Source organism: Dactylosporangium sp. NPDC000555 (assembly GCF_040300025.1).
In the GTDB taxonomy this organism is placed as follows: Bacteria; Actinomycetota; Actinomycetes; order Mycobacteriales; family Micromonosporaceae; genus Dactylosporangium.
The window spans coordinates 92,103-119,001 of the sequence record NZ_JBEPDB010000018.1; the positions used below are offsets into that span (position 1 = coordinate 92,103).

A 26,899-nucleotide genomic window follows, 5' to 3' on the forward strand; every position below is an offset into this window, starting at 1 on the left:
GGGGTACGGCTGAGCACGTCACGCTTCGAGGGCGGCTCGCAGCGTCCACGACTCCCGGCGCGGGTAGCCCGGCAGCGCGATGCGCCCGGTCGCCCACAGCAGGGTGAGCCCCGGATCCTCGTCGCCGCCGACCGGCGGGCGGCGGGACACGACGCCGGTGTGTGGGTCCCAGGCCGCTTCGGCGGGTCCGGCGAGCAGCCTCAGTGACGCGTCGAGGGCGCGTCCGACATCTGCGCTGTCCATCCTGGCACCGTATCGGCGGCCGGTGGCGGGCGCACGTCGTCGGCCGTGGCCGGGACCGGGCCCTGGAACTGGCGGGCGACGGCGGTGAACCAGCCCAGATGTAACTCGTCGCGGTCGGCCGCGAACGCGGTCCGCAGCTCGTGCCAGCGCAGGCCGGGGTGGCGGTGGTGCACGCTGTGCAGGTTGAAGGCCAGCACAAAGTACTCCAGCGGCCGCGGCAGGCGCAGGTTCATCGCGTCGAGCGGGCGCTCCAGCCGGGTGCGGTAGTGGTACGCGTTGTCGGCCAGCGACACGATCAGGGCCCGGGCGCCGACCGCGCTCCACAGCAGCCACGCGTGGCCGCCGTAGGCGATGGAGGCGCCGGTGTACGTCACGATGACCGCCAGCGCCTCGAGCCGGAACCGGCGGAGGTTGTCGCGGCGGGAGACCCGCTCGAACAGCAGGCCGCTGACCGAGTCCAGCGAGTCGGTCTTGCGCACCAGCATCCGCCAGCCGGGCCGGGGGAGCAGGACCAGCAGCACCGAGGCGAGCTCCGCGACGTACAGGCCGCCGAGCAGCCGCGGGTAGTAGGAGCGCGCCGCGGCCAGCCACGTCGTGCGGGCCGGGTCGTAGACCTCGGTGCGCTCCCGCTGGGTGCGGCTGTACCGGTGGTGCAGCAGGTGCCCGGCCTTGAGCAGGGTGAACGGGCCGCCGTAGCCGACCGCGAGCACGCGGCCGAGCAGGTCGTTCCAGCGCCGGTCGCGCAGCAGGATGCCGTGGATGCCCTCGTGGATGAGCGACCACAGCGGGACGGTGGTGAGCGCGACCGGCACGAGCAGCCAGGCCCAGCGTGCATCGAGCGGGAGCAGCAGAACGGGCAGCGCGACGAGCTGCAGCAGCAGGCTGGCGAGCGCGGCACTGGCCAGCGCGATCGCCAGCGCGGACTGACGGCGGACCATGAACGCACGCTAACCGGGCGAAGGAACCATCGAGTGACTTCCTCGCGAAGCTTTCCCTCGGTACTGCCGGAAGCGACGCCCTGTCACGATTGGCCGCATGCTGCTGGAGATCATCGCGCTGGACGCGCTCGACGCCCGCAACGCCGCGGAGGGCGGCGCCGACCGGGTCGAGCTCGTCAGCGACATGGCGGCCGGCGGGCTGAGCCCCGATCCGCGGACCGTCGCCGCGGTGCGCGCCGCCACGGCGCTGCCGGTCCGCGTGATGCTGCGCACCGCTCCCGGCTTCGCCGCCGACCTGGCCGCGCTGCTCCGCGTGGCCCGGGACCTGCGCGCGGCCGGCGCCGCCGAGTTCGTGCTGGGCTTCCTGGACGCCGCCGGGGGCGTGGACCGGGCCGCGCTGGACGCGCTGCTGCCCGCGCTGGACGGCGCGCCGTGGACGTTCCACCGCGCGATCGACCACGCCGCCGACCGCACCGCGGCCTGGCGGGCGCTCGCCGGCCGGCCGGGCCTGGACGCCGTGCTCACCGCGGGCTCCCCGGACGGCATCGGCGCGGGCCTGGACGTCCTGGCGGCCGAGGCGACGGCCTACGGTCACCGGATCCTGGCCGGCGGCGGCCTGCGCGAGGACCATCTGGGACGGCTGGTGGCGGCGGGCATCACGGCGTTGCATTCCGGCAGCGCGGCGCGCCCGGGCGGCGCCTGGACGGCCCCGGTCGACCCGTCGCGGGTGCGCCGCCTCAGGACGCTGTTCGCCGCCGCGGCGAACGAAACATAGGAACGGAGTGAACGTGCTGCTTCTTGTGCATGTTCACTCCGTGATCATGGAGGTCCCGAAATTACGCTCGGCCGGCAGCAGCGCCCGGGCCGTGTCGAGGTCGCCCGCGCGCACCAGCCCGTGAACCTCATGCGCGAGCTCGGTGACGTCGGTGAACCCGACGATCCACTCGTCGGCGTAGCGCCGCACGGCCTCCCCGCTCAGCCCAAGTTGCAGCGAACGCCGCTGCGGCATCGGCCGCAGGTGCAGGTCGCGCTCCGGGTCCCACTGCACACGCACCGGGCTGGCGCGCAGCTGCCGCTGCCACTCGGCGCGGCTGCCGTGCACGCCGTGGTCGTAGTGGCTCAGGCAGGCCCGCGCGAGCGCCCACTCGAACCCGTCGCGGCGCATCTCGACGGCGAGGACGTGCTCCTGGCCCTCCTTGGTGGCCCAGCCGCTGCGGTACATCATCCACAGGAACGACGGCTTGACCCACGTCATCCTGTCACGCTCGAACGCCCCGGTGAAGCGCCCGGCGGCCAGCGCGGGAAGGGCGATCCCCGGCCCGTACGCCTGGTAGACCGTGATGGTCTCCGCGGAGTACACGGCCCGGATCTCCCGCGTCACGATCTCCGTCATGCTGAGCATTGTGGACGACTCCCGACCCTTCACGCTCGCCGATTTGCCCGGCGTGGGCGCCGACGTGGCCGCCAAGCTGACCGCCGCCGGCTTCACCGAGGCGCCCCATCTGCGCCAGGCGCTCGCGCTCGCCGAGGAGGCCGGCGAGTTCGTCGGCGCCGTGCGGCGCCACTACGGCATGGCCCGCCGCTCCGGCCCGTTCGAAGACGTCGAGGCCGAGCTGGCCGACGTGGTCATCACCGCCTTCGTCACCGCCCACACGATGGGCATCGACCTCGAGCGGGCCGTGGCCGCCAAGCTCGGCGTGGTGTACACCCGCGGCTGGCGGGAGGAGCGGTGAGCTGGCTGGAGATCGTCGGCTGGGCCGGCTCGGCGCTGCTGGTGTGGTCGCTGCTGCAGCGCCGCCTGCTCCGCCTGCGCGCGTTCAACCTGGTCGGCTCGGTGATCCTGATCGGTTACAACGCCGGCGTGCGGGTCTGGCCCATGGTCGGCCTCAACCTCACCCTGGCTGCCATCAATGTCTGGCAGCTCTACTCCCTGTTGCGCACCCGCCACGACGAGCACAAGTACCAGGTGGTGCAGGTCGGGACCGACGACAACTTCCTGGCGCACGTGCTGCGGGTCCACTGGGCCGACATCGCGAGGTTCAACCCCCGCTTCCGCTTCGACGATGAGCGCCGGCTCGTGTTCCTGACGCTGGACGCCGATGTGGTCGTCGGCGTGCTCATGCTGCGCCCAGACCCCGAGGACCCGCAGGTGGCGCAGGTCGAGCTGGACTACGTGACCCAGCGCTACCGCGACCTCAGCCCGGGCGAGTTCGTCTTCCGGCGTAGCGGGCAGCTGACCGCCCACGGGTTCCGCCGGGTGCTGACCCCGCCGGGCATGGTCGCCCCCTACTACGCCCGGCTGGGCTTCCGGCCGGTCGGCGACCGCTACGCCCTGGAGCTCCCTGCTGATTAGCTCTGCTAACGAGGTATATTGCTGATATGGGTCACGAGGGCCTGGCCGACGCGCTCGGTGCGCAGCTCGTCGGCGTGCGCCGCGTGCTGCGCCGGCGCCTGCGCGCCGACCTGATCGCGGGCTCGGACGCCCGGGCGCTGACCGGCGGCCAGGTGGAGCTGCTGCGCCTGGTCGAGTCCGCACCCGGCATCGGCGTCGGCGCGGCCGCGCAGCAGCTTCGCCTGGCCGGCAACTCGGTCAGCACGCTGGTCAACCAGCTCACCGGGGCGGGCCTGCTGCGCCGGGACAAGGACCCTGCCGACCGCCGCTCGGCCCGGTTGATGCTGACCCCGGCCGCCATGGTGCGTCTGGATGCATGGCGCGCCGCGCGGGTGTCGCTGCTGGCCGGCGCGCTGGGGGAGCTCGACGGCCACGAGCGCGACGCGCTCGCGGCGGCGGTGCCCGTCCTGTCCCGCCTCGCCGGCATCCTGGCGGCCGACTCACAGCCTAGTTTCCTAGGAAGCGATACCGAGTGTGGCGAGGGAGACCGCGATGACAGTGGCGACAGTGGCGACAGCGGCGGTTGAGATACGCGGGCTGCGGCACCGGTTCAAGGAGACGGTCGCGGTCGACGACCTGTCGCTCAGCGTCCGGCCCGCCGAGATCTTCGGCCTGCTCGGGCCCAACGGCGCCGGCAAGACCACCACGATCCGGGTGCTGACGACGCTGCTGCCGCCCCAGGCGGGGGAGGTGGCCGTCTTCGGGCTCGACGTGCGGCGCAACCGGATGGCGGTGCGGCGGGCGATCGGATACGTCCCGCAGGCGCTGTCCGCGGACGCCGCCCTCAGCGGCCGGGAGAACGTGGCGCTGTTCGCGCGGCTCTTCGACGTGCCCCGCGCCCAGCGGCGCGGCCGGGCCGAGGCCGTGATCGAGGCGATGGGACTGGCCGAGGCGGCCGACCGGCCGGCCGGGACGTATTCGGGTGGCATGATCCGCCGGCTGGAGCTGGCGCAGGCCCTGGTGAGCGCGCCGCGGCTGCTGGTGCTGGACGAGCCGACGATCGGGCTCGACCCGGTGGCGCGCGCCGGGGTGTGGGAGCGCATCACCGGGGTGCGGGCGGAGACCGGGATGACGGTCCTGGTCACCACGCACTACATGGAGGAGGCCGAGGAGTACTGCGACCGCGTCGCGCTGATGCACCGCGGCCGGATCCGGGCGCTCGGCACCCCGCGGGAGCTGATCGCGTCGGCGCGGGGGGAGAGCCTGGACGACGTGTTCCGCGAGTACACCGGAGACGATTTTGACTCAGGAGGTTTCAGCGATGTCCGCGCAGCTCGTCGCACCGCAGGCCGTCTCGGCTGACGCGCGGCCCGCCGGCCCGGTGCGGGTGCTGCTGACCCGCATCGGGGCGATGTGCCTCGTCGAGCTGCAGAAGCTGCGGCGGGACCGGACCGAGGTCGTCACGCGGGCCGTCCAGCCGGCGCTGTGGCTGATCATTTTCGGCCAGACGTTCACGCACCTGCGGGCGATCCCGACCGGTGGCATTCCGTACCTGGACTTCCTGGCGCCGGGCATCCTGGCCCAGTCGGCGCTGTTCGTGTCGATCTTCTACGGCATCCACATCATCTGGGAGCGCGACGCCGGGGTGCTGGCGAAGCTCATGGTGACGCCGACCCCGCGGGCGGCGCTGGTGACCGGCAAGGCGTTCGCCGCCGGTGTCCGGGCGTTGGTTCAGGCGGCGGTGGTGATCGTGCTGGCCGCGGTGCTGGGCGTGGCGCTGACGACCAATCCGCTGAAGCTGCTCGGCACGGCGCTCGTGCTGGTGCTGGGCTCGGCGTTCTTCTGCTGCCTGTCGATCACCCTCGCGGGCCTCGTGCTCAAGCGGGACCGGCTGATGGGTATCGGTCAGGCGATCATGATGCCGCTGTTCTTCGCGTCGAACGCGCTGTATCCGGTCTCGGTGATGCCGGGCTGGCTACAGGCGCTCAACCACGTCAATCCACTCAGTTACGAGGTCGACGCGCTGCGGGGGCTGTTGATCGGTACCCCGGCGCGGCTGCCGCTCGACGTCGCCGTGCTGGTCGGGTCGGTCGCGGTGGCGGTGTTCGCGGCCTCGGCGATGCTGGGCCGGCTCACCCGATGATGCGGCTCACCCGATGAGCCGGTGATGGACTACGATGTGCGCTCATGACGGTGGATGGCGGCATCGACGAGCAGGCCGACTGGTCCGAGCGGATCGACACGAGCACGCCGCACCCGGCCCGGCGATACAACTACTGGCTCGGCGGCAAGGACAACTTCGCCGCCGACCGTGAGTCGGGCGACGCCATCGCCAAGGTATTTCCCGCGATCCGCACGACGGCCCTGGAAAACCGTGCGTTCCTGCGGCGGGCGGTGCGGTTCCTGACCGCCGAGGCGGGCGTGCGGCAGTTCCTGGACGTCGGCACCGGCATCCCGACGGCGAACAACACGCACGAGGTGGCGCAGTCGATCGCGCCGGAGTCGCGGATCGTCTACGTCGACAACGACCCGATCGTGCTGACGCACGCCCGTGCGCTGCTGACCAGCACGCCGGAGGGCGCGACCGCGTATATCGACGCGGACCTGCGCGACCCGGCCTCGATTCTGGCCCACGACAGCGTGCGCGGGACGCTCGACTTCGACCGGCCGATCGCGCTGATGCTGATCGCGATCGTGCACTTCCTGTTCGACGAGCACCGGCCCTATGAGACGGTCCGCCGCCTGGTCGACGCGCTGCCGTCGGGCAGCTATGTGGTGATGACGCACGGCACGAGCGACCTGGTGCCGCAGACGATGCGCGAGCACGTGGAGGGGGAGATCCGTTCCGGCCGGCTGCGCCTGGACGCGGTGCCCCGCTCGAAGGACGAGATCGCCCGCTTCTTCGAGGGCCTGGAGCTGGTCGACCCGGGCATCGCGCCGATCGTGGAGTGGCGCCCGACGGTGCCGCCGGAGGACCGTCCGCCGCTGGCCGACACCGCGCTGTACGGCGTGGTGGCCCGCGTCCCGTAGGCCCGCCGGGGGCCGGCGGAGGCGGTCAGCGCCGGGGCACCGGGCCGGTCGATCCGCGCACGGTCAGGTGCACCGGCAGCATGACCTGCTGGCGGGTGGTGGGTGACGGTGCGGCCGTGCGGTCCAGCCGGGACAGCAGCATCGACACGGCGACCCGGCCGGCCTGCTCGATCGGGGCGGTCAGCGTGGTCAGCGGCGGGTGGCAGAAGTCGGCGCCGAAGATGTCGTCACAGCCGACGACGCTGATGTCCTCCGGGACGCGGACGTGGCGCTCGCGCAGACGCTGCAGGATGCCGATGGCGAGCAGGTCGTTGAAGACGATGCACGCGGTGGCGCCGGTGTTGAGCAGCGCGTCGGCGGCGGCCGGGCCGGAGCCGCGCCCGGACGGGAACGGGCCGATCCGGGTGAAGGTCAGGCGGTGGCGGTCGGCGACGGCGTGCATCGCGTTCCAGCGGGCCTCGTTGGGCCAGGAGCGCTGGGGGCCCGACACATAGGCGATGTCGCGGTGTCCGAGTGACAGCAGGTGCTCGGCGGCCTGACCGATGCCGGCCGGGGTGTCGATGATGGCGCTGGGCACGCCGCGGACGTTGCGGTTGATGGTGACGAGGGGGATGTCCCCGGCGAGGCGGGCGAGCTCCTTGTCGGGCAGGCGGGACGCGGCGAGGATGGCGCCGTCCAGGGAGCGGCGCATGTTGTGCAGCATCTCGGCCTCGAGCTCGCCGGTGTCCTCGGTGTCGATGAGCAGCTGGGCGTAGCCGGCCGCCTTGAGCTGCTGCTGCGTGCCGCGGATGACGCCGAAGTAGAACGGGTTGGTGACGTCGGAGACCAGCACGGCGATGGCCCGGGTGCGCCCGGACGACAGCGCGCGGGCCGGTGAGCTCGGCACGTAGCGCAGCTCACGGGCGGCGGCCTCGATGCGTTCGCGGGTGGCGGCGTTGACCCGGCCGGGGTTGTTCAGCGCGCGGGACACGGTCGACGCGGCGACGCCGGTGGCCGCGGCGATGTCGTTGATGGTGACCGGGCGTTTCCCGTCGGCACCGAGGGGCAGGGCGGGCATGGCGCACAGCAAAGCAGGTTTGGCAAAAGATGGCAAACGATTGCCGCCACCGGAGCTGCGCTGATAGCTTCGCCTCGATCCGCTGGTCAAGCAGCATCGATGCGCCGCCGACACCCCCAATGACCCGGCGGCTCACCGCTCACTGAGGAGTGGACACCCCCATGAACCGATTGAAGATCATCGCCATCGGTGCCGCCGCGGCTCTGGCGCTCGCGGCCTGCGGCGACGACGCGAAGAGCGACGGCAGCGCCGACGGTGCGCTCAACGGCGCCGGCAAGACCCTCAACGTCCTGATGGGCGCCAACACGATCTACCCGCAGCAGCAGAAGCAGTGGTTCACCGACATCAGCAACGCGTTCAAGGCGCAGACCGGCGCCGAGGTGAAGTTCGAGACGTTCGCCTCCGCCAACGAAGAGCTCACGAAGATCCAGACGTCGGTCGTGTCGGGGCAGGGCCCGGACATCTACGCGCTGGGCACCACGTTCACCCCGACCGCCTACTCCACCGGCGCCTTCCTGGAGCTGCAGGACGCCGACTGGCAGAAGGCCGGCGGCAGGGACCGGTTCCTGCCGGCCACGTTCGGCATCTCCGGGCCCGACGCGCAGCACCAGGTCGGCATCCCGTTCGCCAGCCGCCCGTTCGTCATGGCGTACAACACCGAGCTGCTCAAGGCCGCCGGCATCGACAAGCCGGCCGACAGCTGGGACGGGCTGCGCGAGCAGGCCAAGAAGCTCACCACCGGCGGCACCTACGGCCTGGCCGTCGCCTACGCCGACGGGTTCGACCCGTGGAAGTTCATCTGGGCGATGAGCGTGCAGGCCGGCAACCCGCTCGTCGCGGCCAAGAAGGCGTCGCTGGACAACCCGGTCACGCTGAATGCCTACGAGACGTACCTGGGCTGGCTGGCCACCGACAAGGTCGTCGACCCGGCGTCGGTGGGCTGGAAGAACGCCCAGGCGATCGCCGACTTCGGCGCCGGCAAGGCGGCGTTCCTGCCGATGGTGTCGGCCTCGTCCAAGGTCACGCTGGACAAGTCGCAGGTGGCGGGCAAATACGCGTACGCCGTCATGCCGACGATCCCGCCGGGGCAGACCAGCCGGCCGTCGGGCGGCGTCGGCGCGACCAGCATCCTGTCCGGCGACAACCTCGTCGTGGCCAAGTACAGCAAGAACAAGGACCTCGCGCTGGCCTTCATCAAACTGATCACCGGCGCCGAGCAGCAGAAGTCGTACTACCGGACGTTCGGTGACCTGCCCACCAACGCGGCCGCGGCCAAGGAACTGCAGTCCGACCCGGCCCTGGCGGCGATCGTCGACTCGGCGGGCCGCTCGGCCGGCACGCCGTTCAACGGCGGCTGGAGCAAGGTGCAGCTGGCCCTGCTCAACGTGGTCGTGCAGTCGATCCCGGACCTCAAGGCCGGCAAGGTCGACGAGGGGCACCTGAAGTCGCTGGTGGGCGCCGCGCAGAAGGACGCCCAGAGCGCCGTCGACGAGGCGAAGTGACGACGATCGCGCGACGCGCCCGGACGGCCCGACCGGCCGGCCGGGCCGTCAGCCGGCGCCAGCGTCCGCTGTGGATGCTGGCGCCGGGTGGCGTCCTGCTGCTGCTCGTCATCGTGCTGCCGCTGGCCGTCGCGCTGCTGGTGTCGACGCTGGATCTCAACCAGTACACGCTTCGGCAGTGGACCGACGCCCCAGGCGTCGGGCTCGGCAACTACGTGAAGGCGTGGCGGGAGACGGCGCTGCCGCACGCGATCCGGGTCACCGTCGGCTACTCGGTGATCGTGACCGTGGCCGCGGTGCCGGTGGGCCTGGCCGCCGCCCTGGCCACCCAGCAGCGCTTCGCCGGGCGGGCGCTGGTCCGCTCGGCGTTCCTGATCCCCTACGTGCTGCCGGCGTTCGTGGTCGGCACCGTCTGGCGCACCATGCTGCAGACCGACGGGCCAGCCAACGCGCTGTTCGGCGAGCAGTACCTGTGGCTCAACGGGCCGCGCAGCTACTGGGTGCTGGCGTTCGTGCAGCTGTGGACGTCGTGGCCGCTGCTGTACCTGCTGGCCCTGTCCGGGCTGCAGGGCATCGCCGAGGACGTGCACGAGGCCGCGGCGCTGGACGGCGCCGGCTGGTGGGCGAAGCTGCGCTATATCGTGCTGCCGCACCTGCGCGGCGTGCTCGCCCTCGGCATGGTCATCGAGTTCCTGCACACCCTCAACAGCTTCACGCTGCCGTACGTGCTCTTCGGCGTCCCCGCCCCGCACGACGTCGAGGTGCTGCCGGTGCTCACCTACGTGGAGAGCTTCCAGAACTTCAAGTTCGGGCTCAGCGCCGCGATGGCGGTGCTGTCCCTGGTGCTGGTGGCGATCCCGCTGTCGGTGTACCTACGAGCGGTGAGGCTGAACCGCGATGAAGACTGACGTCCAGCGCCTGCTGCCCCGGGGCCTGCAGGCGGCCGTCGTCGCGCTGCTGCTCGTCTTCGCGCTGACGCCGGTGCTGTACATGCTGTTCGCGAGCGTCAACGACGACCTGGCGGTGGCCCGCGGCGAGTTCTGGCCCAGCGCCTTCCGCCCCGGCAACTACCTCGACCTCTGGAACACCGTCGAGCTCAGCGACGGCCTGCTCAACAGCGTCCTCGTCGCCGGCGGCGTCGCCGTCCTCTGCGCGCTGGTCTCCGTGACCACGGCGTACGTGCTGGTGCGCTTCTCCTTCCTCGGCCGCGGCCTGGTCCTGCGCGGGCTGCTGGCGCTGCAGAGCATCCCGGGCACCCTGATGCTGCTGCCGGTGTTCGTGCTGTTCGCCAACCTGGCCCGGGTGCTCGGCATCGACGTCATCGGCACCCGATGGGCGCTGTTCGTCACCTACCTGACCTTCGCGCTGCCGTTCTCCACCTGGGTCATGGTCACCTATCTGCGCGGGCTGCCGCACGAGCTGGACGAGGCCGCCCGCCTCGACGGCGCCTCGTCGTGGCGGATCCTGCGCTCGATCGTCATCCCGCTCAGCTGGCCCGGACTCGTCGTGTCCGGCATCTTCGCGTTCCTGCTCGGCTGGAACGACGTCCTGTTCGCCTCCGTCATCACCGACGCCGACACCCGCACCGCCGCCGTGGCGCTGCAGGTGTTCGGCGCGACCCAGGAGGGCGGCGCCATCCCGCTCTACGGGCAGCTGATGGCCTCCGCGCTCGTCTGCGCGCTGCCGGTGGTGGTCTTGTACCTGGCGTTCCAGCGATTCCTGGTGGGCGGCCTGACGGCCGGAGGAGTGAAATGAGTTCGGAAACGACGCGGCTCAACGTGGCGATCGTCGGCAGCGGCATCATCGGCGCCAACCACGCCGAGGCGATCGGGCGGCATCCGCGGCTGCGGGTCGCCGCGCTCGTCGACGCCCGCATCGAGGCCGCCGAGGGCCTCGCCGCGAAGATCGACCCGCGCCCGGCGTGCCATCTGACCCTGGCCGAGGCGCTGCGGGCACAGCCGATCGACCTCGTCGCCATCTGCACCCCCAGCGGCCTGCACGTCGAGGCGGCCGAGCAGACGCTCCGCGCCGGGGCGCACCTGCTGGTGGAGAAGCCGCTGGACACCAGCCTGGCCAAGGCCCGCGAGTTCGCGAAGGTGGCAGTGGAGGCCGAGGGGCGCGGCCTGGTCTGCGCGATGGTCAGCCAGCACCGCTTCGACCCGGCGATGGTCGCCGTCCAGGCCGCCGTCTGCGACGGGCGGCTCGGCCGGATCACCTCCGCCGTCGTGTCCATGCCCTGGTGGCGCGACCAGGCGTACTACGACTCCGCCGACTGGCGCGGCACGTGGGCGTACGACGGCGGCGGGGCCCTGGCCAACCAGGGCATCCACCTCGTCGACCAGATGCTCGCCCTGCTCGGCCGCCCCGAAGAGGTCTACGCCCGCACCGCGCTGGTCTGCCACGAGCGCATCGAGGTCGAGGACCTCGCCGTGGCCACGATCCGCTTCGCCGGCGGCGCCCTCGCCGTGCTGCACGCCACCACCGGCGCCCACCCCGGCCTGCCGGTCCGCCTCGCCCTGCACGGCACCGGCGGGTCCGCGATCCTGCAAGACGACCAGCTGGAGTACTTCCACTCCGCCACCCCCGGCGACCTGGACCTGGCGCCGGGCGAGCGCCACGGCGCCCCGAAGGCCGCGGACGGGTTCGTCGTCGGGCACCTGCGGCAGTACCAGGACATCGTCGAGGCGATCGACACCGGCCGGCCACCGGGCGTGCGGGTCGCCGACGGTCTGCTCGCCCTCGCGCTCGTGCGGGCCGTCTACGTCTCGGCCACCCTCGGCCGCCCCGTCGACTTCGGCCAGGTCCTCGACGGCGTCTTCGACGACGTCACCGTCACAACCCAGGAGTAGCACGTGAGGTTCTCCGTCTTCACCGCCTCGACGCCCGGCTGGACCCCCGAGGAGGCCGTCGCCAACCTCGCCGAGCAGGGCTGGGACGGCATCGAGTGGCGCGTCACCGACCAGGAGCCGGCCGACGCGCCCGGCTTCTGGGCCGGCAACCGCGCCACCTGGCCCCTCACCGGCCTTGAGGACCGCCTCGGCGACATCGACCGCCTGACCCGCGGCTCGGGCCTGGACTACTCCGGCATCGGCGGCTACGCCCGCAGCTTCGAGCGCGACGACGTGGCCCGGCTGCTCGCCGCCACCGCCGCCCTCGGCGCCGGCCGGGTGCGGGTCACCATGCCGCTGCTGCGGACCGGCGACTACCGCGACCTGTTCGCCGGCGCCCGCAAGGACCTCGAGTGGGCCACCGCCGAGGCCGCCCGCCACGGCGTCGCCGTCCTCGTCGAGCTGCACCACGAGACCATCGCCGCGTCCGCGTCCGCCGCGCTGCGCCTTGTCGACGGGCTCGACCCGGCCGCCGTCGGCGTCATCCACGACCTGGGCAACCTCGTCATCGAGGGCCACGAGGACCACCGGGCCGCGTTCCAGCTGCTCGGCCCCTACCTGCAGCACGTCCACGTCAAGAACGTCGCCTGGCACCGGACCGGCACCGCCGCCGACGGCACCGTCTCCTGGAGGGCCGACTGGGCGACGCTGCGCGAGGGCCAGGCCGACGTCGGTGCCTACCTGCGGGCCCTGCGCGAGCACGGGTACGACGGCTGGGTCACCCTCGAGGACTTCTCCACCGCCCTGCCGCTGGCCGAACGCACCCGCGACAACCTCGCCTACGTGCGTTCCCAGCTCGCCGCGGCCTGATCGGTCGCCGACCACCGCCGCGGACGCGCGACGGCGCCGTCAGGCGTCGGTGCGCCCCGCGTAGGCGGCGCCCAGCATGGCCGAGCGCTCGGTGTCGCGGACCGGCCGGGCCGGCACCGCCAGGCCCAGCGCCGGCTCGATGAGGTCCCACGCGCCGACCATCGAGCCGCCGAACACCACGACCTCGCCGCCGAAGCGCTCCAGCCACGAGGTGAGCAGCCGGCCGAGGACGCCGAAGGCGGCGTCGACGACCTCGCGGGCGTCCTTGTCCCCGTCCCGGGCGAGCGCCGCCAGCCCCCGCATGCCGTCGACGGTGGTGCCGGTGCGGGCCAGGTATCCGCGCACCAGCGCCCGGTCCGACACGAGATCCTCGATGTTGACTCCGTCGACGTCGCAGAAGTGGATCTCGCCGTCGAGCGGCACGTCGGGCCCGCTGGAGACCACGGCCCCGTCGGCGAGCCACGACGAGCCGATGCCGGTGCCCAGCGTGATCGCCACGCTCCGGCTGGTCCCGGTCGCCGCCCCGTCGATCCACTCGCCCAGCAGGAACGCATCGGCGTCGTTCACGAACGTGAACGCTTCCGGCTCGGCGGGGATCGCCGCCGCCAGCGCCGCGCGCAGGTCCACCCCGTGCAGGTGGTCGAACTTGCCGACGCCCTCGTGCAGCGACACCCCGGCCGCGTAGTCGAACGGCCCCGGTATCGCCACCGCCCACCGGTCGGCCGGCCCGGGCAGCAGCCGCTTGGCCGCGTCCGCGAGCACCCCGACGATCGTGTGCGCGTCCTGCGCCGGATCGAGCTGGTGCCGCTGCTGGTCAATGATGCGATGACCGGCGACCTCGACGCTACCGGCGGTAACGTGACTGCCGCCGATCTCGAGAACCCGCACGGGGTTGGAAACGGATAGGGTGCCCTGCACGAAGTAAACGTTATCGTACGGCTGAATCGTTGATCTGATCCGTGTACGGGTACGCCGTGTGCTTCGACGTGTGGATCAGTCCGGCGAAGAAGTCGTTCATCCGCACCGCCGTCGCCGCGTCGCGCAGGATCAGGCGGCGGGCCTCGACCGGGGCGTCGTCCAGCTCGGCCGGCAGCGCACCGGTCGCGGCCTCGGCGACCAGGGCCTGGGCGCGATCCCAGTCGCCGGGGGAGCCGAGCGTGAACGTCAGCCACGTCGCCAGATGGCCGGAGGTGAAGTCGCGGTCGTAGCCGGCGTGGGCCCGCAAGAACGAAACCTCGTCCGGTGCACGGGCGAACGTGGAGTGCAGGGCCAGGCCGAAGTCGGTGAGGTACACCCGGCGGCCGTCGGTGAGCAGGTTGCCCATGTGGGCGTCGAAGTGCAGCAGGCCGCCCGCGTTCATCGCGGCGAGGCCGGCCTCCAGCTGGGCCGCCACCGCCGCGCAGAGTTTTCCGTCGCCGCCGGCCAGTCGCTCGGTGAGCCAGGGACCCAGCTCGTACGGGATACGCTCCAGGAACAGCACCAGCGCCGACCCGGCCGCGTTGAGCTCCGTCAGCCGCCGGCGGACCGCCGCCGATCCGTCCCAGAACGCCACCCGCTCCTCCACGTCGACGGCCTCGGCCGGGACGCGGGGCAGCACGCGCCAGTGGTACAACAGCGGAAACCCGGGATGGCGGCCCGAGCGCACCCAGGCCGTGGTGAGGCGGTGCGCGGTCAGCTCCCGCCACGCACCGAATCCGGCCGAGCCGATGCCGTACTGGTAGAACCCAGGCAGCCCGAACAGGTTCCCGGTGTCGTGCGGCGCGGCCAGCTCGGTGGTGGTCAGCGGGACCTGCTTGACGAACACCGGCACCCCGTCGACGTCGAGCCCGGCCGTCTGTCCGCCGACGCCGGCGCCGAGCGGTGTGGCGGTCGCCACCAGCGCTGTCAGGGTGTCGTCGTCGAGGTCGGCCAGGGCCGGCGCGGCGCGCGCGAACGCCGTGGCGCGGTGATCGATCACGGACGCAGTCTGTCACCCGGCGGCGGCCGGTGGGGGGGCGCGTCCGGACGGCGCGCCCCCGGCACACGGCGTCAGTGCTTGCTGGCCGCGTACAACCCGATGACCGCGACGATGACCACGATCGCGGCGATGATGGCCAGGGCGATCTTCAGGGCGCTGTACGGGCGCTCGCCCGCGACCTCGCCGGTCACGCCGTTGACCTGGATGTGGTACGTCTTGCCGGCATACAGGTAGTAGGCGATCCACACCGGCAGCAGCATGAGCTTGAACGTCACGTCGTTGTACTGCGTGTGGATGCGGTCGACGCGCTGCTCGTCGCCGCCGATGTCGTGGCGGCAGTCGCTCTCGATCGCCGGGGCCATCTTCTGCTTGGCCGCCTCCAGGCCCGACTCCGGCTCGACGTCGTAGCGCAGCGTCTCGTGCCCGGCGAGGTACTCCGGGCGATACGGCTGCGAGTCGAGCAGCGGCCACGGGTCGAGCGCGTCGAGGTGCTTCGGCGAGACCTTCGTCGTGCCGGTCACCAGCACGTCGTCGAAGTCCCGTGCCACGGTGCCGCTCGCGTAGTGCCAGCGTGTCTTCTGCACCTGACGGGTCTTGGTCTGACCGTCCTCGGTGTAGGTCTCGGTGACGTAGTAGTGCTCGCCGCGCTGGCCCACGTAGTCCGAGACGGTCCGGGTGTCGTACGTCCAGTGCGGCAGGTACATGCTCTTGGCGGACTCCGCCTCGGTCACCTTCTTCAGGCCCGACGGCGCGAACCAGCGCGACGAGGCCCACTTGCCCAGCGCCTCGCGCAGCCGGCGCCGGTCGAGCACGAAGGGCAGCACCGCCTCCGGGACCACGAGGTCCTGCGGGTTGAGCTGGGCCACGACGGGGGCGGTGCAGAACCGGCAGCGGTCGGAGATGGCGTCACTCTCCGTCTGCGCGCCGCAGTTGCGGCAGACGAAGACGTTCTTGGCCAGCATCGCCACCGGCTTGCGCGGCAGGCTGATGAAGTTGAGGTAGTCGTGCTCGCGGACTCGCGCGCCGGTGGACTGCAGCACCGTCTCGTGGCCGCAGTAGGGGCATTTGAGCACGTTCGTGCCGGGCGCGAACTCGACGTTGGCGCCGCACCCGGCGCACGGATACTGGCTCTGCGACATGGTCGGATCAGCCCATCGGGGGCAGCGGCGGGGGAACGGCACCGAAGAGGTAGCCGAGCTCGGGCACCTGACCGGCCGGCGCCCAGTTGCCCATGCCGTTCTTCCACACGAGCGTGTCGCGGTTGATCTGCCCGGTCTGCACCTGCGCGCCGAGCGCGCCGGCGTCGAACGGGCCCGCCTGGGCGCCGTTGATCGCCGCGTACCACTGCTCCTGCTGCGGCAGCGGTGGCGGCGGGGCGGCCTGGGGAGCGGGCTGCGGCGCGTACTGCGGCTGCTGCGGAGCGTATTGCGGCTGCTGCGGCGCGTACTGCTGTTGCGGCGCGTACTGCTGTTGCGGCGCGTACTGCTGCGGTCGCTGTTGCGCGGCGTTCATCGAGTTGGCCACCTGCTGCGCGGCCGCCATGCCCAGGCCCAGGCCGAAGCCCTCGCCCGCGCCGCCCTGGTTGTTCGCCGCGGCCTCCATGGCGTTGGCGGCCTGGAACTTCGTGTACTGGTCCAGGTTGCCCAGCACGCCCATCGAGGTGCGCTTGTCCAGCGCCTCCTCGACCTCCGGCGGCAGGGAGATGTTCTCGATGATGAACTTGGGGATCTGGATGCCGTAGCCGGCCAGCTCCTGGGTCAGCACCCCGGCCAGCTTCGTGCCGATCGTGAGCTGCTGCGCGGCGAGGTCGAGCACCGGCACCTGCGCGGTGGCCAGCGCGCTGCCGAGGTGGCCGACGATGAGCTGGCGCAGGAACTCCGACACCTCCTCGGTGCGGAACTGCGGGTCGGTGCCGACGAGCTCCTTGAGCAGCTTCTCCGGGTCGGTCACGCGCAGCGAGTAGGCGCCGAACGCCCGGATTCGCACCATGCCGAACTCCGGGTCGCGCATCATGACCGGGTTCTGGGTGCCCCACTTGAAGTCGGTGAACTGCCGGGTGTTGACGTAGTACACCTCGGCCTTCCACGGCGAGTCGAACCCGTACTTCCAGCCCTTCAGGGTCGACAGGATCGGCAGGTTCTGGGTCTGCAGCGTGTACGTCCCCGGGACGAACACGTCGGCGATCTGGCCCTCGTTGACGAAGACCGCGACCTGAGACTCGCGCACGATGAGCTTGGCGCCCATCTTGATCTCGTTCTGGTAGCGCGGGAACCGCCAGACGATCGTGTCCCGACTGTCGTCGAGCCACTCGATGATATCGATGAACTCGCCCTTGACCTTGTCCCACAGTCCCACGTCGTCCCCCTTGCATCCGGATCACCGAGCGTCGCAGACCCTAGCAACAGTTTCCGTGAGGAACGCAAGGCTGTCGGGCAGACGCTGTTATGTATTTCAGCGTATGAGTTGCCTCGCGTCAGTCAGGAACCGGGCAGCCGCCGCGGCCGCCGGCATCGTCGGCGAAGGTCACGGATTTGGTATACCGCGCCAGGATGGCCAAGGCGGGCTCCGCGACAGACGTCATGGACATATCAGCATTGAGAGCTGCCGTCAATTGGCTGGCAGCGGCGGTCCGCCGAGCAACGTCTCCGTGGCCATGCGTCCCGGCGCCCACAGTGCACGGGGTTCTCCGTGATCACGGAGCGAACGTGCTGCTCCCTTGTGCATTTTTACTCCGTGATCACGGCGAACATGATGGTTGGGCGACGCGGATCGCAGGCACGGCCTGCGCCGTCCGAACTCGGCTTCTCGCGATGCCAAGCGCCCAATTGACGGTCACTCTTCATAGGAAATGTCCGTTGTTCGCCGCCGTCCACCGCCGGCCTCAGAGGCGATGCGGGCGCGACTCGAAGCCTGGAACAGCGTCCTCAGCCGCCGGGCGGGGGCGGCCAGGCGAGCGCCCGCAGGCCGGCCGGGCCGCCGTTGACGACGTCGCGGTCGTGGCTGTGGCGCTGCTCGGGGTCGCCCGGCCGGTACTGCCACAGCGCGAACGTGCTCCAGCCGGCGGGCAGCTTCGTGGCCTTCGCCGAGTAGTTGGCGATGTCCAGCGGATAGTCGCCGTACGAGGCGTCGTTGCCGGTGCACGGGTTCCACCAGTAGGTGTTTGTGTAGATCATCGGCTTGCGGCCGATACCGGCCTCGATCCGGTCCACGAACGCGCGGATCCACGCGCGCAGCTGTTCCGGGGTCAGGTCGTAGCAGTCGCCGGTCCCGACCCCGGCGTAGGGCCACTCGAGGTCGACGAACGGCACGAGGGTCCGGGCGTCGCGGGTGAACCTCGCATGGCGCAGGAAGAACTCCGCCTGGCCCACCGGGTCGCCGCGGTCGGGGCGGGCGTAGACGTAGGCGCCGACGTACCGTCCGGCGGCCCGCGCGGTGGTGTAGTCGGCCGCGAAGTGCGGGTTGACGTATCCGGTGCCCTCGGTGGCCTTGACGTAGACGAACTGGCTGCCCGCCGCGACCTCGGTGGGCCAGTGCACGGTGAAGCGGCGGTGGTCGTGGCTGGACAGGTCGATGCCGCCGATGGGAAAGCCGGCTGGGCGCCCGGCCTGGATCGCGGCGACCGCCTGCGGCGACGGCGGCTCCGCCGGCAGGAACGCCGGGCGCCCCGGCGACACGGCGCTCACCCCCCACAGGGAGCCGGTCACCAGGAGCAGCGAAGCGGCGACGGTCCGGCGCCGCCAGGGCGTCCGCGCGATGCGGAGACGCCGCCCCGGCACCGCGCCGCCGGGCCGCCACCGCGTGGTCACGGGGTGACGGCGTCGTGGAGGTTGCGCATGGCCATCAGCGAGGAGCGCACCTCCTGCAGCAGCTCGGTGGTGCTCAGCGGGCGCCCCCACGCCCGCGTCGCGAGGTCGTCGAAGCCGACCGTCTCGATGCCGCAGCCGTAGCGGAGGCCGAGCAGGCGCACGGCGTCGCAGTGCTGGTGCCGGACGTACGGGTCGTTCGTGACCAGCAGTATACGCTCGGCCGCGCTCGGTGTGCATACGTGCTCGGCCCATCCGACGAGGGTGTCGGCCGTGTTCGCCCGGCGCGGCGGCCGGGTCGACGCGGCGGCGAGCACGTGGACCTCCTCGACGCCCGGGCGCGGGCCCGGCCAGACCCGGTGCCACCAGCCGTCACCCTCGTACGCGGCCGCCGGCTCCGCGAGGTTGAGGAACTGGCGCAGCCCCACCATCATCATGTCGGCCTCGGTGTCGATCGGGCCGAGCCCGAGGCGGATGCCCTCGCGGTGCTCCCGGTCGTCGCGCCACCGCAGGCTGCCCAGCCCGGCGAGGGTCCGGGCGCGCAGGTCGCCCTCCAGCAGCCGGGCGACGTAGTCGGTCCGGCCGAGGGCCACGCGGATCCCGCCGCCGAGGACGACGACGTGGTCGTAGCCGTCGCGCGCCGGGCGGTCGCGCCCGCCGAGGCCGAGCACGTGGATCAGCTCGCGCAGCCGGGTGTCCAGGTCGGGGCCGTAGTCGAGGTGGGCGGTGTCGAACCGTTCTCTCACCCCGGCCCGGAAGTCCCAGACCTGCGAGAACTGTGCCGCCCACGCCAGCGCCGGCCCGACCGGGCCGGGCGGCACGCGGCCGCCGAAGTGCCCGACCAGCTCGGCCATCGCCGGCGAGGTCACCCATGCGCCGATCGAGGCCGCCACCGCCGCCGGATCGGGCCCGCCGGGCTCGCACGGTGGCAGCGGGAACGGTTCCGTCACCGCGCAGACACTACAGACGGTCTCGTGGATCGTGGGTGGAAGGAGCCCGCTCCATGCCGTATTTGGCCCGGGCCGGCCGTATCTGACCCGGGCCGGGCGCCTCCCGCACCGAAAGACCAACCAAGCGATTGCTTGCTTTTCGCGGGACACCTTGCTAAATCTTTTAAAAGATTAGTTCTTAACCGTGAGGGAGGGGACGTGTCAGCTGCGACGGACACCGCCGCCGAGGCGCAGGTCAAGCAGGGAGGCACGGCTGTCTGGGCGCCGCGCGTCACGCCGCCGATCGGGGTGGAGCTCACCGAGCCGCAGGCGCTCGCGTGTGCCTTCCGGATCCTGGCGCACGACGGCTTCAGCGAGAACATCGCCGGGCACATCACCATGCTCAAGAACGACGACGGCGACATGTGGATCAACCCATGGGGGTTGTGGTGGGACGAGGTCTCGGCCTCGGACCTGTGCGTGGTCGACCGCGACGGCAAGGTCGTCGAGGGCCGCTGGGACGTGACGCCGGCGTTCCACATCCACACCGAACTGCACCGGGCGCGGCCCGACGCGCGGGTCGTGGTGCACAACCATCCGTACTACGTGAGCGTGCTGGCCGCCGTCGGCGTGCTGCCCGAGATCGTGCACCAGACCGGGTCGATGTTCGACGGCGACCTCGCCTTCGTGCAGGAGTACACCGGCGAGGTCGACGACGCCGAGCTCGGTGCCGATCTGGCCCGCCGCATCGGCGACAAGTCCGTGGTCATCCTGGCCAGCCACGGCATCATCGTCACCGCGCCCACCATCCAGGAGGCGACGTACCGCTCGGCGAGCATCGACCGGGCCTGCCGCCTCGCCTACGACGTCATGCTGCTCGGCCGTGACCCGCTGGCCATCGGGCCCGGGCTGCGGCACGGCATGAAGAAGTCGCTGCTGGAGCGCGGTACCGACGTGTTCTGGGCCGGCGCGGTGCGCTCACTGCTGCGCCGCGAGCCCGAGGTATTGGACTAATCCGGACTAATCCGGACTGAGCTGGACTGTTCTGAACCGACAGGAGCGACACCCCTATGGCATCCATCGACGAGCTGCTGAGCAACACCGGATTCACCACCGCCGACCGGAACAAGGTCACGTTCCTGCCCGACCCGCCGCGGCAGGAGCGCAAGTACACGTTCATCTCCGTCGACGACCACATCGTCGAGCCGCCGAACGCCTTCGAGGGCCGCATGCCGGCGAAGTTCGCCGAGCAGACCCCGCACGTCATCGAAAAGGACGGCAGCCACGTCTGGGTGTACGACGGCAAGGAGTTCCCCAACGTCGGGTTCAACGCCGTCGTCGGGCGCCCCGTCGACGAGTACAGCATGGAGCCGAGCCGCTTCACCGACATGCGCCGCGGCTCGTGGGACATCCACGAGCGCATCAAGGACATGGACCTCAGCGGTGTCTACGCCTCGCTGTGCTTCCCGTCGTTCCTGCCGGGCTTCGCCGGGCAGCGCCTCCAGCTGTCCACAAAGGACGCCGAGCTCGCGCTGGCCGCCACCCGCGCCTGGAACGACTGGAACATCGAGGCGTGGTCCGGCGCCTACCCTGACCGGATGATCCCCTGCCAGCTGCCGTACTTCCTCGACCCCGAGGTCGGCGCCCAGGAGATCTACCGCAACGCCGAGCGCGGCTTCAAGGCGGTGACGTTCACCGAGGCGCCGCACATGCTCGGGCTGCCGTCGCTGCACACCGGGCACTGGGACCCGATCATGCGGGCCTGCGCCGAGACCGGCACCGTGGTGAACCTCCACATCGGATCGTCGGGCACCTCGCCGTCGACCGCGGAGGACGCGCCGCCGGACGTGGTGGGCGTGCTGTTCTTCGGCTACTCCATGTTCTCCGCCGTGGACTGGCTCTACTCGCGCATCCCGGTCCGCTTCCCGGACATCAAGATCGTGCTGTCGGAGGGCGGCATCGGCTGGGTGCCCGGCCTCGTCGACCGGCTCAACCACATGCTCAGCTACCACTCGATGTACGGCACCTGGAAGGGCATCGACCTCACCCCGGCCGAGGTGCTGCTGCGCAACTTCTACTTCTGCGCGGTCGAGGACCCGTCGACGTTCGCGCTGCGCGACGTCATCGGCGTCGACCACATCCTGCTGGAGCAGGACTACCCGCACTGCGACTCCACCTGGCCGCACACCCAGCGCACCATCGAGGAGGAGATCGGCGGCCTGCCCGAGGCGGACGTGCGGAAGATGACGTGGGAGAACGCCTCGGTGTTGTACCGCCACCCGGTGCCGACCGCCGTGCAGAACGACCCGAACGCCTACTAGGTTTCAGCGCATGCCCCATTCCGCCGTGGACGACGAGCCGAAGGTCCGCGTCCATCGCCTCGCCGAGCAGGTGGCCGACCACATCCGTGGCCGGATCATCCGCGGTGACTTCGCCGACGGCGACCCGCTGCCGAAGTCGGAGGAGCTGATCCGCCGATACCCGGTCAGCATGCCGACGTTTCGCGAGGCGATGCGCATCCTGGAGGCGGAGGGCCTCATCACGGTCCGCCGGGGACGGCTGGGCGGTGCGATCGTGCACCGGCCGTCCTCGGCGAACCTGGGGTACAACCTCGGCCTCGTGCTGGCCGCCCAGCGGGCCGGGATCGGCGACGTCGCGGTCGCGCTGCGCCACGTCGAGCCGGCGTGCGCCGCGCTCTGCGCCGCCCGCCACGACCGCGCCCGCACGGTGGTACCACGCCTGCGGGAGCTGCACGAGGAGTATCTCGCCAGCATCGACGACCTGCCCACCGTCGTGGGCGTGTCGCGGCGCTTCCACGAGGCCCTCGTGAGCCTGTGCGGCAACCCGCCGCTCATCGTTCTCGCCGGCGCGCTGGAGGCGCTGTGGTCCAGCCATGAGGAGAGCTGGGCGAGCCGCACGGAGCCCCAGGGTGTACCGCTGAGCAAGCGCCAGGCCTCCGGCGAGGTGCACGGCAAGATCCTGGCGCTCATCGAGGCGGGCGAGGCCGACGCGGTACACCGCCTGGTCGCGTCGCACCTGGCCACGACCCAGCGCAACCCGCAACCCGCCGGCGACCCGGCCATCGACCTCACCCTGGTGCGCGAGCTGATGCAGCCGCCCGGCGCGGCACCCGACTCATGACGCGAAGCGCGTCCCGTGCCAGAAGAAGCGGGAAGCGCGACGAACACGCCCGTGAACTCGGCGACCATCCGTGGGACACTGTCACCCGAAGATGACCGTCTCCTCAGAGTCTCGTGGACGATGCGCATCGCCAGCTACAACGTCGAAAACCTGTTCAACCGGGCCAAGGCGCTGGATCAGCGCACGTGGGCGGCCGGGCGGCCGGTGCTGGAGGCGTTCGCGCGGGCGGGGGAACTGCTCGAGGAGCCCGTCTACACCGACGAGGTCAAGCACGACATCCTGCGCGAGCTGGGCCGGCTCGGGCTGCGCAACGCAGACCTGGCGAAGTTCGCCCGGCTGCGGCAGAACCGCGGGCGGCTGCTGCGCCGCTCGCGCGACGGGCGGGTCGAGGTGGTGGCCGGCGGGCGCGGCGACTGGATCGGCTGGGTGGAGCTGACCACCGACCGCTGCGACGAGACGGCGCTGCTCAACACGGCCCGGGTCATCCTGGACGTGCGCGCCGACGTGCTCGGCGTCGTCGAGGCCGAGAGCCGGCACGCGCTCAAGCGGTTCACCGAGGGCGGGCTGCGCGGCCGGTACCAGCACATCATGGTCGTGGACGGCAACGACGAGCGCGGCATCGACGTCGGGGTCATGTCCACCCCCGACTTCCCGCTCGCCGGCCAGCGCACCCACGTCGACGACGCCGACGAGCGCGGGCGGGTGTTCAGCCGGGACTGCCCGGAGTACCACTTCGAGCTGCCCGGCCGCGAGGAGCGCCTGGTGGTGCTGGTGAACCACCTCAAGAGCAAGGGCTACGGGGGCAAGGTCGCATCGGACGCGATCCGGCGGCGGCAGGCGGCGCGCGTGGCGGAGATCTACCGGGCGCAGCGCTCACCCTTCGTGGTGGTGCTCGGCGACCTCAACGACACGCCGGACAGCGAGCCGCTGGCGCCGCTGCTGCGCGGCACGGACCTGCGCGACGTGTCGGCGCACCCGGGCTTCGACGATGGCGGGCGGCCCGGCACCTACGGCTACTGCACCGCCCGCAACAAGCTCGACTACGTGCTGCTGTCGCCGGCGCTGTTCGCGGCCGCGACCGGCGGCGGGATCGAGCGCCGGGGCGTGTGGGGCGGCCGCAACGGCGTGCTGTGGCCCGTCTACGGGACGATGACGAGGGCGGTGCACGCGGGCTCCGACCACGCGGCCATCTACGCGGACATCGATCTGCACAAACTGGGATCGCACATTCGGTGAAATTTACGCCGAGAGTAGCGATCGTATCGCTGTTCGTGAAAGTCTGGGATCCGGATAATCCGCGCCTGGTGGGGTGAGCAGGGCGAAGCGCACACCGATGCCCCGCCCGCGCCGAGGGCGCGCGCCGGCCAGGACCAGCCGGAACCGGAGGCGAGATGACGGCGACCGCGGCTGCGACGAGCCTCGCCTCCGGCGAGCCTCCGATCAACTTCGCCGCGCACCAGCTACGGGCCGGCAACCTCGCGGGCGCCCGCGACGACTTCGAGCAGATGCTCGCGATGCTGCTCGGGGCGATCCACCCCGGCGCCCGCGCGATCAGCGCGAACCCCGGCGACTGGGGCATCGACATCCTGCTCGGCGAGCTGTCCGGCCTCGTCGTGATCTGGCAGTCGAAGTACTTCTGGCCGATCGTCACCCGCGCGCACCAGGGCCAGATCCGCGAGTCGTTCGACTCCGCGGTCGCCGCCGCGGCGCGCAACGGCTACCGGCTCGCCCAGTGGGTGCTGTGCGTGCCGGCGAGCATGGACGCGCCCACGGCGCAGTGGTGGGACAACTGGCGGGCGCGGCGGCACCGCGAGACCGGCGTGCAGATCGAGCTGTGGCACGAGAACGTGCTGCGCAACCTGCTCGTCAAGCCCGACTGCGCGCACGTGCGCCGGCACTTCTACGACCCCTACGCGGGTGCCCGTCCGGTGCCGGCGCAGACGCCACGGCCGTCGCTGCGGCATCTGCCGCCGGAGGACGGCGCCGCCCTCGAGGACGCGCTGTTCGTGCGGCAGCTGCGCGCGGCCGGGCACACCGAGGTGGGCGCGGCCAAGCGGGAGTACTTCAACGCCGACCTGCTGGCCCGCGAGATCCTCGACAAGCGGGTCCCGGAGGAGCTCGAGGCGCTGGACGAGGCCGACGGCATGGTGCACGGCATCTGGGAGGCGGGCTTCAACCACCATGTCGTCAGGTTCCGGGACAATCCGCTGCTGCCGGGGCTGCACGCCGCCGTGATGCACGAGATCCGCGAGTCCGCCGCCTTCCCGGCCGGGCTGCGCGCCGGCCCCGTCCACAAGTGCGGGTTCATGCACCGGGTCGTCGAGCAGCGCCGCGCGGGCTGGGTGACGCACTGGCGGGAGCTCACATGACGCCCGAGGACCTCACCGCCTTCCGACAGGCCAGGATCCTGCTGGTCCTGGCCGTGGCGGGGGAGGAGGGCGCCGACGCCGAGCGCCTCGGGATCTACGAGTTTCTGGCCGGGCACCCGCTGCTGCTGGCCCGCGCCGAGGACGACCCGGACCGCACCACGCTGCGGCTGGCCGGGTTCGACGACCGCAGCGTCGCCTACGCCAGCCCGGCCCAGCGGTTCGTGACCGCGCAGCTGCACCTGGGCCGCGACCTGTCCGCGCTGGTCGCGCGGGGGCTGGTGCGGGTCACGACCGCCGGGCGGGTGACGTACCGCCTCACCGACGAGGGAGCGAGCATGGCGAGCCGATTCACGGCGATGTATGCTCAGTCGTACAACGCCGCCGTACGCATCGTCATCCGGCGGCTCCGGCGCCTCAGCGGTCGTAAACTTCGTGAGGGCCTGCGGCAATGGCTCCTTCCGGTGTCCAGCGGGCACGTGCCAGTCCAGCCAGTGTCATTGAAGGGCGCGCCATGACCGGTCTGCGTACCCACGACGGCATCCGGATCAGGCGGCTGCGCCTCCGCGGCGACGACCGCGCCTACGACGTCGACTTCCGCGCGCCCGACGACGCCCCGCGCCCGCTGTCGATCCTGGCCGGCGCGTTCAGCACCGGCAAGACCACCATCCTCGAGTTCGTCGACTACTGCCTCGGCGCCAACGACCACCCCCGGCACCCGGAGATCACGCCGAAGGTCAAGTCCGCGACGCTGGAGGTCGAGCTGTCCGGCTCGCCGTATCTCATCGAGCGCGCCGTCGGCGAGCCGTCGATGTTCGCCTACGTGCGCGCCGGCCGCCTCGACGACCCCGGGGCCGCCCCACGGGTGCGCCGGCCGCTGCGCCCCGCCGGGCACCCCGAGAGCCTGTCCAGCCTGCTGCTCTCGCACTGCAAGCTGCAGGGCGTGCGGCTGTCGTTCGACACCCACGACCCGCTGAGCTTCCGCGACCTCATGTGGCTGTGCTTCCTGCCCAACGAGCGCCTCGACGGCAAGGACCTGCTCTTCGAGAGCGTGCCGATGAAGCATCTCAAGCTGCGTCAGGTCGTCGACGTGGTCTTCGACGTCCACGACGACCACACCGTGGAGATCGGCCGGCGCATCCGCACCATCGAGGCGGAGCTGGCCGCGGCCCGCACCGCGTATCGCGCCGCCGAGCAGCTCGTCGAGGAGCAGCACGTCGGCAGCCGCGCCGACCTGGAGGCGCTGCACATCAGCGCCAAGGAGGAGCTGTCCGCGTGCGCCCAGGCCCTCGCCGACCTCGACGCCCGCACCCGGGCCGGCACCGGCTTCGCCGCCGAGCTGCGTGAGCGACACCGCGAGGCGGCCCGCGCCGCACTGGTGGCCTACACCGATCTCCGCGACCGCGAGACCCAGCTGCAGCGCATGACCCCGCTGCGCGGCAGCTACGCCGACGACGTGAGCAAGTGGACGATGCTCGCCGAGGCCGACCGGCTCTTCGAGACCGCCGCGAGCGTCTGCGCGTCCTGCCAGACCCCGCTCGACGCCGACGACGACGAGCGCTGCCCCGCCTGCCGGTTCCCGATCACCCCGGTCGACGTGTCCGGGGAGCTGCGCTCGGCCAGGACCCGCCTGGCGGAGCTCAGCCGATACGTCGAGGAGCTCGAGCGGGAGATCCCGCGGCTGCGCTCGGCGGCCTCGCGCGCCCAGGAGGCGGAGTCCCGCGCCGCCGCCGAGCTCGATGCCCTCACCGCGCACGCCGTCACCCCGTTTCTGGCCGAGCGCGACGCGATCGCCCGCCGCCGCGAGGAGGCGGCGGCCACCCTCCAGCGCGCCGCCGGCGGGCTGCGGCTGGTGCAGGGCCTCGAGCGGCGCGCCGCGGGCATCGCGCAGATGCTGGATCAG

Annotated in this window: 29 protein-coding genes; 19 read left to right on the forward strand and 10 right to left on the reverse strand. The window is 71.7% G+C overall.

The window, feature by feature from the left end; all coding sequences use genetic code 11:
- Positions 1 to 18: 18 nt before the first annotated feature.
- Both ABT297_RS14575 and ABT297_RS14580 read right to left on the reverse strand, forming a co-directional pair.
- Positions 19 to 243, reverse strand: coding sequence for a hypothetical protein (locus tag ABT297_RS14575; protein WP_350548887.1), 225 nt, complete (start codon positions 241 to 243; stop codon positions 19 to 21).
- Complete coding sequence (locus ABT297_RS14580) at positions 201 to 1,181, reverse strand: fatty acid desaturase family protein (protein WP_350548889.1); 981 nt, start codon at positions 1,179 to 1,181, stop codon at positions 201 to 203. Before ABT297_RS14580 ends, ABT297_RS14575 begins: the two co-directional genes overlap by 43 nt.
- 97 nt (positions 1,182 to 1,278) lie before the next feature.
- On the opposite strand from ABT297_RS14580, the gene ABT297_RS14585 reads away from it, so the two are divergent.
- Positions 1,279 to 1,956: a copper homeostasis protein CutC gene (locus ABT297_RS14585; RefSeq protein WP_350548891.1), complete on the forward strand. Its 678-nt coding sequence runs from the start codon at positions 1,279 to 1,281 to the stop codon at positions 1,954 to 1,956.
- 33 nt (positions 1,957 to 1,989) lie between these two features.
- On the opposite strand, the gene ABT297_RS14590 is transcribed toward ABT297_RS14585, so the two are convergent.
- Positions 1,990 to 2,574, reverse strand: a complete 585-nt coding sequence (locus ABT297_RS14590; RefSeq protein ID WP_350548893.1) for a DUF4291 domain-containing protein — start codon at positions 2,572 to 2,574, stop codon at positions 1,990 to 1,992.
- On the opposite strand from ABT297_RS14590, the gene ABT297_RS14595 reads away from it, so the two are divergent.
- Genes ABT297_RS14595 through ABT297_RS14620 form a run of 6 tightly spaced genes read left to right on the forward strand, consistent with a single transcriptional unit; the run spans position 2,573 to position 6,543 of the window.
- Positions 2,573 to 2,914, forward strand: coding sequence for a MazG nucleotide pyrophosphohydrolase domain-containing protein (locus ABT297_RS14595; RefSeq protein WP_350548895.1), 342 nt, complete (start codon positions 2,573 to 2,575; stop codon positions 2,912 to 2,914). The two genes, ABT297_RS14590 and ABT297_RS14595, sit on opposite strands and share 2 nt — an antisense overlap.
- Positions 2,911 to 3,534, forward strand: a complete 624-nt coding sequence (locus tag ABT297_RS14600; protein ID WP_350548897.1) for a hypothetical protein — start codon at positions 2,911 to 2,913, stop codon at positions 3,532 to 3,534. The genes ABT297_RS14595 and ABT297_RS14600 overlap by 4 nt, the downstream gene beginning before the upstream one ends.
- 26 nt (positions 3,535 to 3,560) lie before the next feature.
- Positions 3,561 to 4,100, forward strand: a complete 540-nt coding sequence (locus ABT297_RS14605) for a MarR family winged helix-turn-helix transcriptional regulator (RefSeq protein ID WP_350548899.1) — start codon at positions 3,561 to 3,563, stop codon at positions 4,098 to 4,100.
- Positions 4,066 to 4,875: an ABC transporter ATP-binding protein gene (locus ABT297_RS14610; protein ID WP_350548901.1), complete on the forward strand. Its 810-nt coding sequence runs from the start codon at positions 4,066 to 4,068 to the stop codon at positions 4,873 to 4,875. Before ABT297_RS14605 ends, ABT297_RS14610 begins: the two co-directional genes overlap by 35 nt.
- Positions 4,835 to 5,656, forward strand: a complete 822-nt coding sequence (locus ABT297_RS14615) for an ABC transporter permease (RefSeq protein ID WP_350548903.1) — start codon at positions 4,835 to 4,837, stop codon at positions 5,654 to 5,656. Before ABT297_RS14610 ends, ABT297_RS14615 begins: the two co-directional genes overlap by 41 nt.
- 44 nt (positions 5,657 to 5,700) lie before the next feature.
- Positions 5,701 to 6,543, forward strand: coding sequence for an SAM-dependent methyltransferase (locus ABT297_RS14620; RefSeq protein ID WP_350548905.1), 843 nt, complete (start codon positions 5,701 to 5,703; stop codon positions 6,541 to 6,543).
- Positions 6,544 to 6,568: 25 nt separating this feature from the next.
- On the opposite strand, the gene ABT297_RS14625 is transcribed toward ABT297_RS14620, so the two are convergent.
- Entirely contained in the window at positions 6,569 to 7,600 is a 1,032-nt protein-coding gene (locus ABT297_RS14625) for a LacI family DNA-binding transcriptional regulator (RefSeq protein ID WP_350548907.1), read from the reverse strand.
- A 161-nt stretch (positions 7,601 to 7,761) separates the two neighbouring features.
- On the opposite strand from ABT297_RS14625, the gene ABT297_RS14630 reads away from it, so the two are divergent.
- From ABT297_RS14630 to ABT297_RS14650, 5 genes are read left to right on the forward strand one after another with little or no spacing between them, the layout of a single operon-like run.
- Positions 7,762 to 9,102, forward strand: coding sequence for an ABC transporter substrate-binding protein (locus ABT297_RS14630; protein WP_350548909.1), 1,341 nt, complete (start codon positions 7,762 to 7,764; stop codon positions 9,100 to 9,102).
- Positions 9,099 to 10,010, forward strand: coding sequence for a carbohydrate ABC transporter permease (locus ABT297_RS14635; RefSeq protein WP_350548911.1), 912 nt, complete (start codon positions 9,099 to 9,101; stop codon positions 10,008 to 10,010). The genes ABT297_RS14630 and ABT297_RS14635 overlap by 4 nt, the downstream gene beginning before the upstream one ends.
- Positions 10,000 to 10,857 (forward strand): carbohydrate ABC transporter permease, encoded by an 858-nt coding sequence (locus tag ABT297_RS14640; RefSeq protein WP_350548913.1) that lies wholly within the window; start codon positions 10,000 to 10,002, stop codon positions 10,855 to 10,857. The genes ABT297_RS14635 and ABT297_RS14640 overlap by 11 nt, the downstream gene beginning before the upstream one ends.
- Entirely contained in the window at positions 10,854 to 11,951 is a 1,098-nt protein-coding gene (locus ABT297_RS14645; RefSeq protein WP_350548915.1) for a Gfo/Idh/MocA family protein, read from the forward strand. The genes ABT297_RS14640 and ABT297_RS14645 overlap by 4 nt, the downstream gene beginning before the upstream one ends.
- Positions 11,952 to 11,954: 3 nt before the next feature.
- Positions 11,955 to 12,800 (forward strand): sugar phosphate isomerase/epimerase family protein, encoded by an 846-nt coding sequence (locus ABT297_RS14650; protein WP_350548917.1) that lies wholly within the window; start codon positions 11,955 to 11,957, stop codon positions 12,798 to 12,800.
- A gap of 39 nt (positions 12,801 to 12,839) precedes the next feature.
- On the opposite strand, the gene ABT297_RS14655 is transcribed toward ABT297_RS14650, so the two are convergent.
- The 6 genes from ABT297_RS14655 to ABT297_RS14680 form a co-directional block, all read right to left on the reverse strand.
- Positions 12,840 to 13,718 (reverse strand): ROK family protein, encoded by an 879-nt coding sequence (locus tag ABT297_RS14655; RefSeq protein WP_350548919.1) that lies wholly within the window; start codon positions 13,716 to 13,718, stop codon positions 12,840 to 12,842.
- A gap of 10 nt (positions 13,719 to 13,728) precedes the next feature.
- Complete coding sequence (locus tag ABT297_RS14660) at positions 13,729 to 14,757, reverse strand: phosphotransferase (protein ID WP_350548921.1); 1,029 nt, start codon at positions 14,755 to 14,757, stop codon at positions 13,729 to 13,731.
- Between the two features lie 71 nt (positions 14,758 to 14,828).
- Positions 14,829 to 15,896, reverse strand: a complete 1,068-nt coding sequence (locus tag ABT297_RS14665; protein ID WP_350548923.1) for a TFIIB-type zinc ribbon-containing protein — start codon at positions 15,894 to 15,896, stop codon at positions 14,829 to 14,831.
- Between the two features lie 7 nt (positions 15,897 to 15,903).
- Complete coding sequence (locus ABT297_RS14670; protein WP_350548925.1) at positions 15,904 to 17,112, reverse strand: SPFH domain-containing protein; 1,209 nt, start codon at positions 17,110 to 17,112, stop codon at positions 15,904 to 15,906.
- Between the two features lie 569 nt (positions 17,113 to 17,681).
- A complete protein-coding gene (locus tag ABT297_RS14675) occupies positions 17,682 to 18,563 on the reverse strand; it encodes a GH25 family lysozyme (protein ID WP_350548927.1) in 882 nt (293 codons plus the stop codon).
- Positions 18,560 to 19,510 (reverse strand): hypothetical protein, encoded by a 951-nt coding sequence (locus tag ABT297_RS14680; RefSeq protein WP_350548929.1) that lies wholly within the window; start codon positions 19,508 to 19,510, stop codon positions 18,560 to 18,562. The genes ABT297_RS14675 and ABT297_RS14680 overlap by 4 nt, the downstream gene beginning before the upstream one ends.
- Before the next feature lie 198 nt (positions 19,511 to 19,708).
- Between ABT297_RS14680 and ABT297_RS14685 the strand changes: the two genes are divergently transcribed.
- From ABT297_RS14685 to ABT297_RS14715, 7 genes are all read left to right on the forward strand, one after another.
- Positions 19,709 to 20,503, forward strand: a complete 795-nt coding sequence (locus ABT297_RS14685) for a class II aldolase/adducin family protein (RefSeq protein WP_350548931.1) — start codon at positions 19,709 to 19,711, stop codon at positions 20,501 to 20,503.
- A 56-nt stretch (positions 20,504 to 20,559) separates the two neighbouring features.
- Positions 20,560 to 21,810, forward strand: coding sequence for an amidohydrolase family protein (locus ABT297_RS14690; RefSeq protein WP_350548933.1), 1,251 nt, complete (start codon positions 20,560 to 20,562; stop codon positions 21,808 to 21,810).
- A 10-nt stretch (positions 21,811 to 21,820) separates the two neighbouring features.
- Entirely contained in the window at positions 21,821 to 22,630 is an 810-nt protein-coding gene (locus ABT297_RS14695; protein WP_350548935.1) for a FadR/GntR family transcriptional regulator, read from the forward strand.
- Positions 22,631 to 22,750: 120 nt separating this feature from the next.
- Entirely contained in the window at positions 22,751 to 23,866 is a 1,116-nt protein-coding gene (locus ABT297_RS14700; RefSeq protein ID WP_350548937.1) for an endonuclease/exonuclease/phosphatase family protein, read from the forward strand.
- 155 nt (positions 23,867 to 24,021) lie between these two features.
- Positions 24,022 to 24,999: a hypothetical protein gene (locus ABT297_RS14705; RefSeq protein WP_350548939.1), complete on the forward strand. Its 978-nt coding sequence runs from the start codon at positions 24,022 to 24,024 to the stop codon at positions 24,997 to 24,999.
- Positions 24,996 to 25,514, forward strand: coding sequence for a hypothetical protein (locus tag ABT297_RS14710; RefSeq protein WP_350548941.1), 519 nt, complete (start codon positions 24,996 to 24,998; stop codon positions 25,512 to 25,514). Before ABT297_RS14705 ends, ABT297_RS14710 begins: the two co-directional genes overlap by 4 nt.
- On the forward strand, positions 25,511 to 26,899 hold a 1,389-nt coding region (locus tag ABT297_RS14715; RefSeq protein ID WP_350548943.1), incomplete at its 3' end, for a DNA recombination protein RecN. The genes ABT297_RS14710 and ABT297_RS14715, both read left to right, overlap by 4 nt.

Coding starts and splice junctions, on each gene's coding strand:
- ABT297_RS14575 (WP_350548887.1), bottom strand. CDS start 243: ATGGACAGCGCAGATGTCGGACGCGCCCTCGACGCGTCACTGAGGCTG.
- ABT297_RS14580 (WP_350548889.1), bottom strand. CDS start 1,181: ATGGTCCGCCGTCAGTCCGCGCTGGCGATCGCGCTGGCCAGTGCCGCG.
- ABT297_RS14585 (WP_350548891.1), top strand. CDS start 1,279: ATGCTGCTGGAGATCATCGCGCTGGACGCGCTCGACGCCCGCAACGCC.
- ABT297_RS14595 (WP_350548895.1), top strand. CDS start 2,573: ATGCTGAGCATTGTGGACGACTCCCGACCCTTCACGCTCGCCGATTTG.
- ABT297_RS14590 (WP_350548893.1), bottom strand. CDS start 2,574: ATGACGGAGATCGTGACGCGGGAGATCCGGGCCGTGTACTCCGCGGAG.
- ABT297_RS14605 (WP_350548899.1), top strand. CDS start 3,561: ATGGGTCACGAGGGCCTGGCCGACGCGCTCGGTGCGCAGCTCGTCGGC.
- ABT297_RS14610 (WP_350548901.1), top strand. CDS start 4,066: ATGACAGTGGCGACAGTGGCGACAGCGGCGGTTGAGATACGCGGGCTG.
- ABT297_RS14615 (WP_350548903.1), top strand. CDS start 4,835: ATGTCCGCGCAGCTCGTCGCACCGCAGGCCGTCTCGGCTGACGCGCGG.
- ABT297_RS14620 (WP_350548905.1), top strand. CDS start 5,701: ATGACGGTGGATGGCGGCATCGACGAGCAGGCCGACTGGTCCGAGCGG.
- ABT297_RS14625 (WP_350548907.1), bottom strand. CDS start 7,600: ATGCCCGCCCTGCCCCTCGGTGCCGACGGGAAACGCCCGGTCACCATC.
- ABT297_RS14630 (WP_350548909.1), top strand. CDS start 7,762: ATGAACCGATTGAAGATCATCGCCATCGGTGCCGCCGCGGCTCTGGCG.
- ABT297_RS14640 (WP_350548913.1), top strand. CDS start 10,000: ATGAAGACTGACGTCCAGCGCCTGCTGCCCCGGGGCCTGCAGGCGGCC.
- ABT297_RS14645 (WP_350548915.1), top strand. CDS start 10,854: ATGAGTTCGGAAACGACGCGGCTCAACGTGGCGATCGTCGGCAGCGGC.
- ABT297_RS14665 (WP_350548923.1), bottom strand. CDS start 15,896: ATGTCGCAGAGCCAGTATCCGTGCGCCGGGTGCGGCGCCAACGTCGAG.
- ABT297_RS14690 (WP_350548933.1), top strand. CDS start 20,560: ATGGCATCCATCGACGAGCTGCTGAGCAACACCGGATTCACCACCGCC.
- ABT297_RS14695 (WP_350548935.1), top strand. CDS start 21,821: ATGCCCCATTCCGCCGTGGACGACGAGCCGAAGGTCCGCGTCCATCGC.
- ABT297_RS14700 (WP_350548937.1), top strand. CDS start 22,751: ATGCGCATCGCCAGCTACAACGTCGAAAACCTGTTCAACCGGGCCAAG.
- ABT297_RS14705 (WP_350548939.1), top strand. CDS start 24,022: ATGACGGCGACCGCGGCTGCGACGAGCCTCGCCTCCGGCGAGCCTCCG.
- ABT297_RS14710 (WP_350548941.1), top strand. CDS start 24,996: ATGACGCCCGAGGACCTCACCGCCTTCCGACAGGCCAGGATCCTGCTG.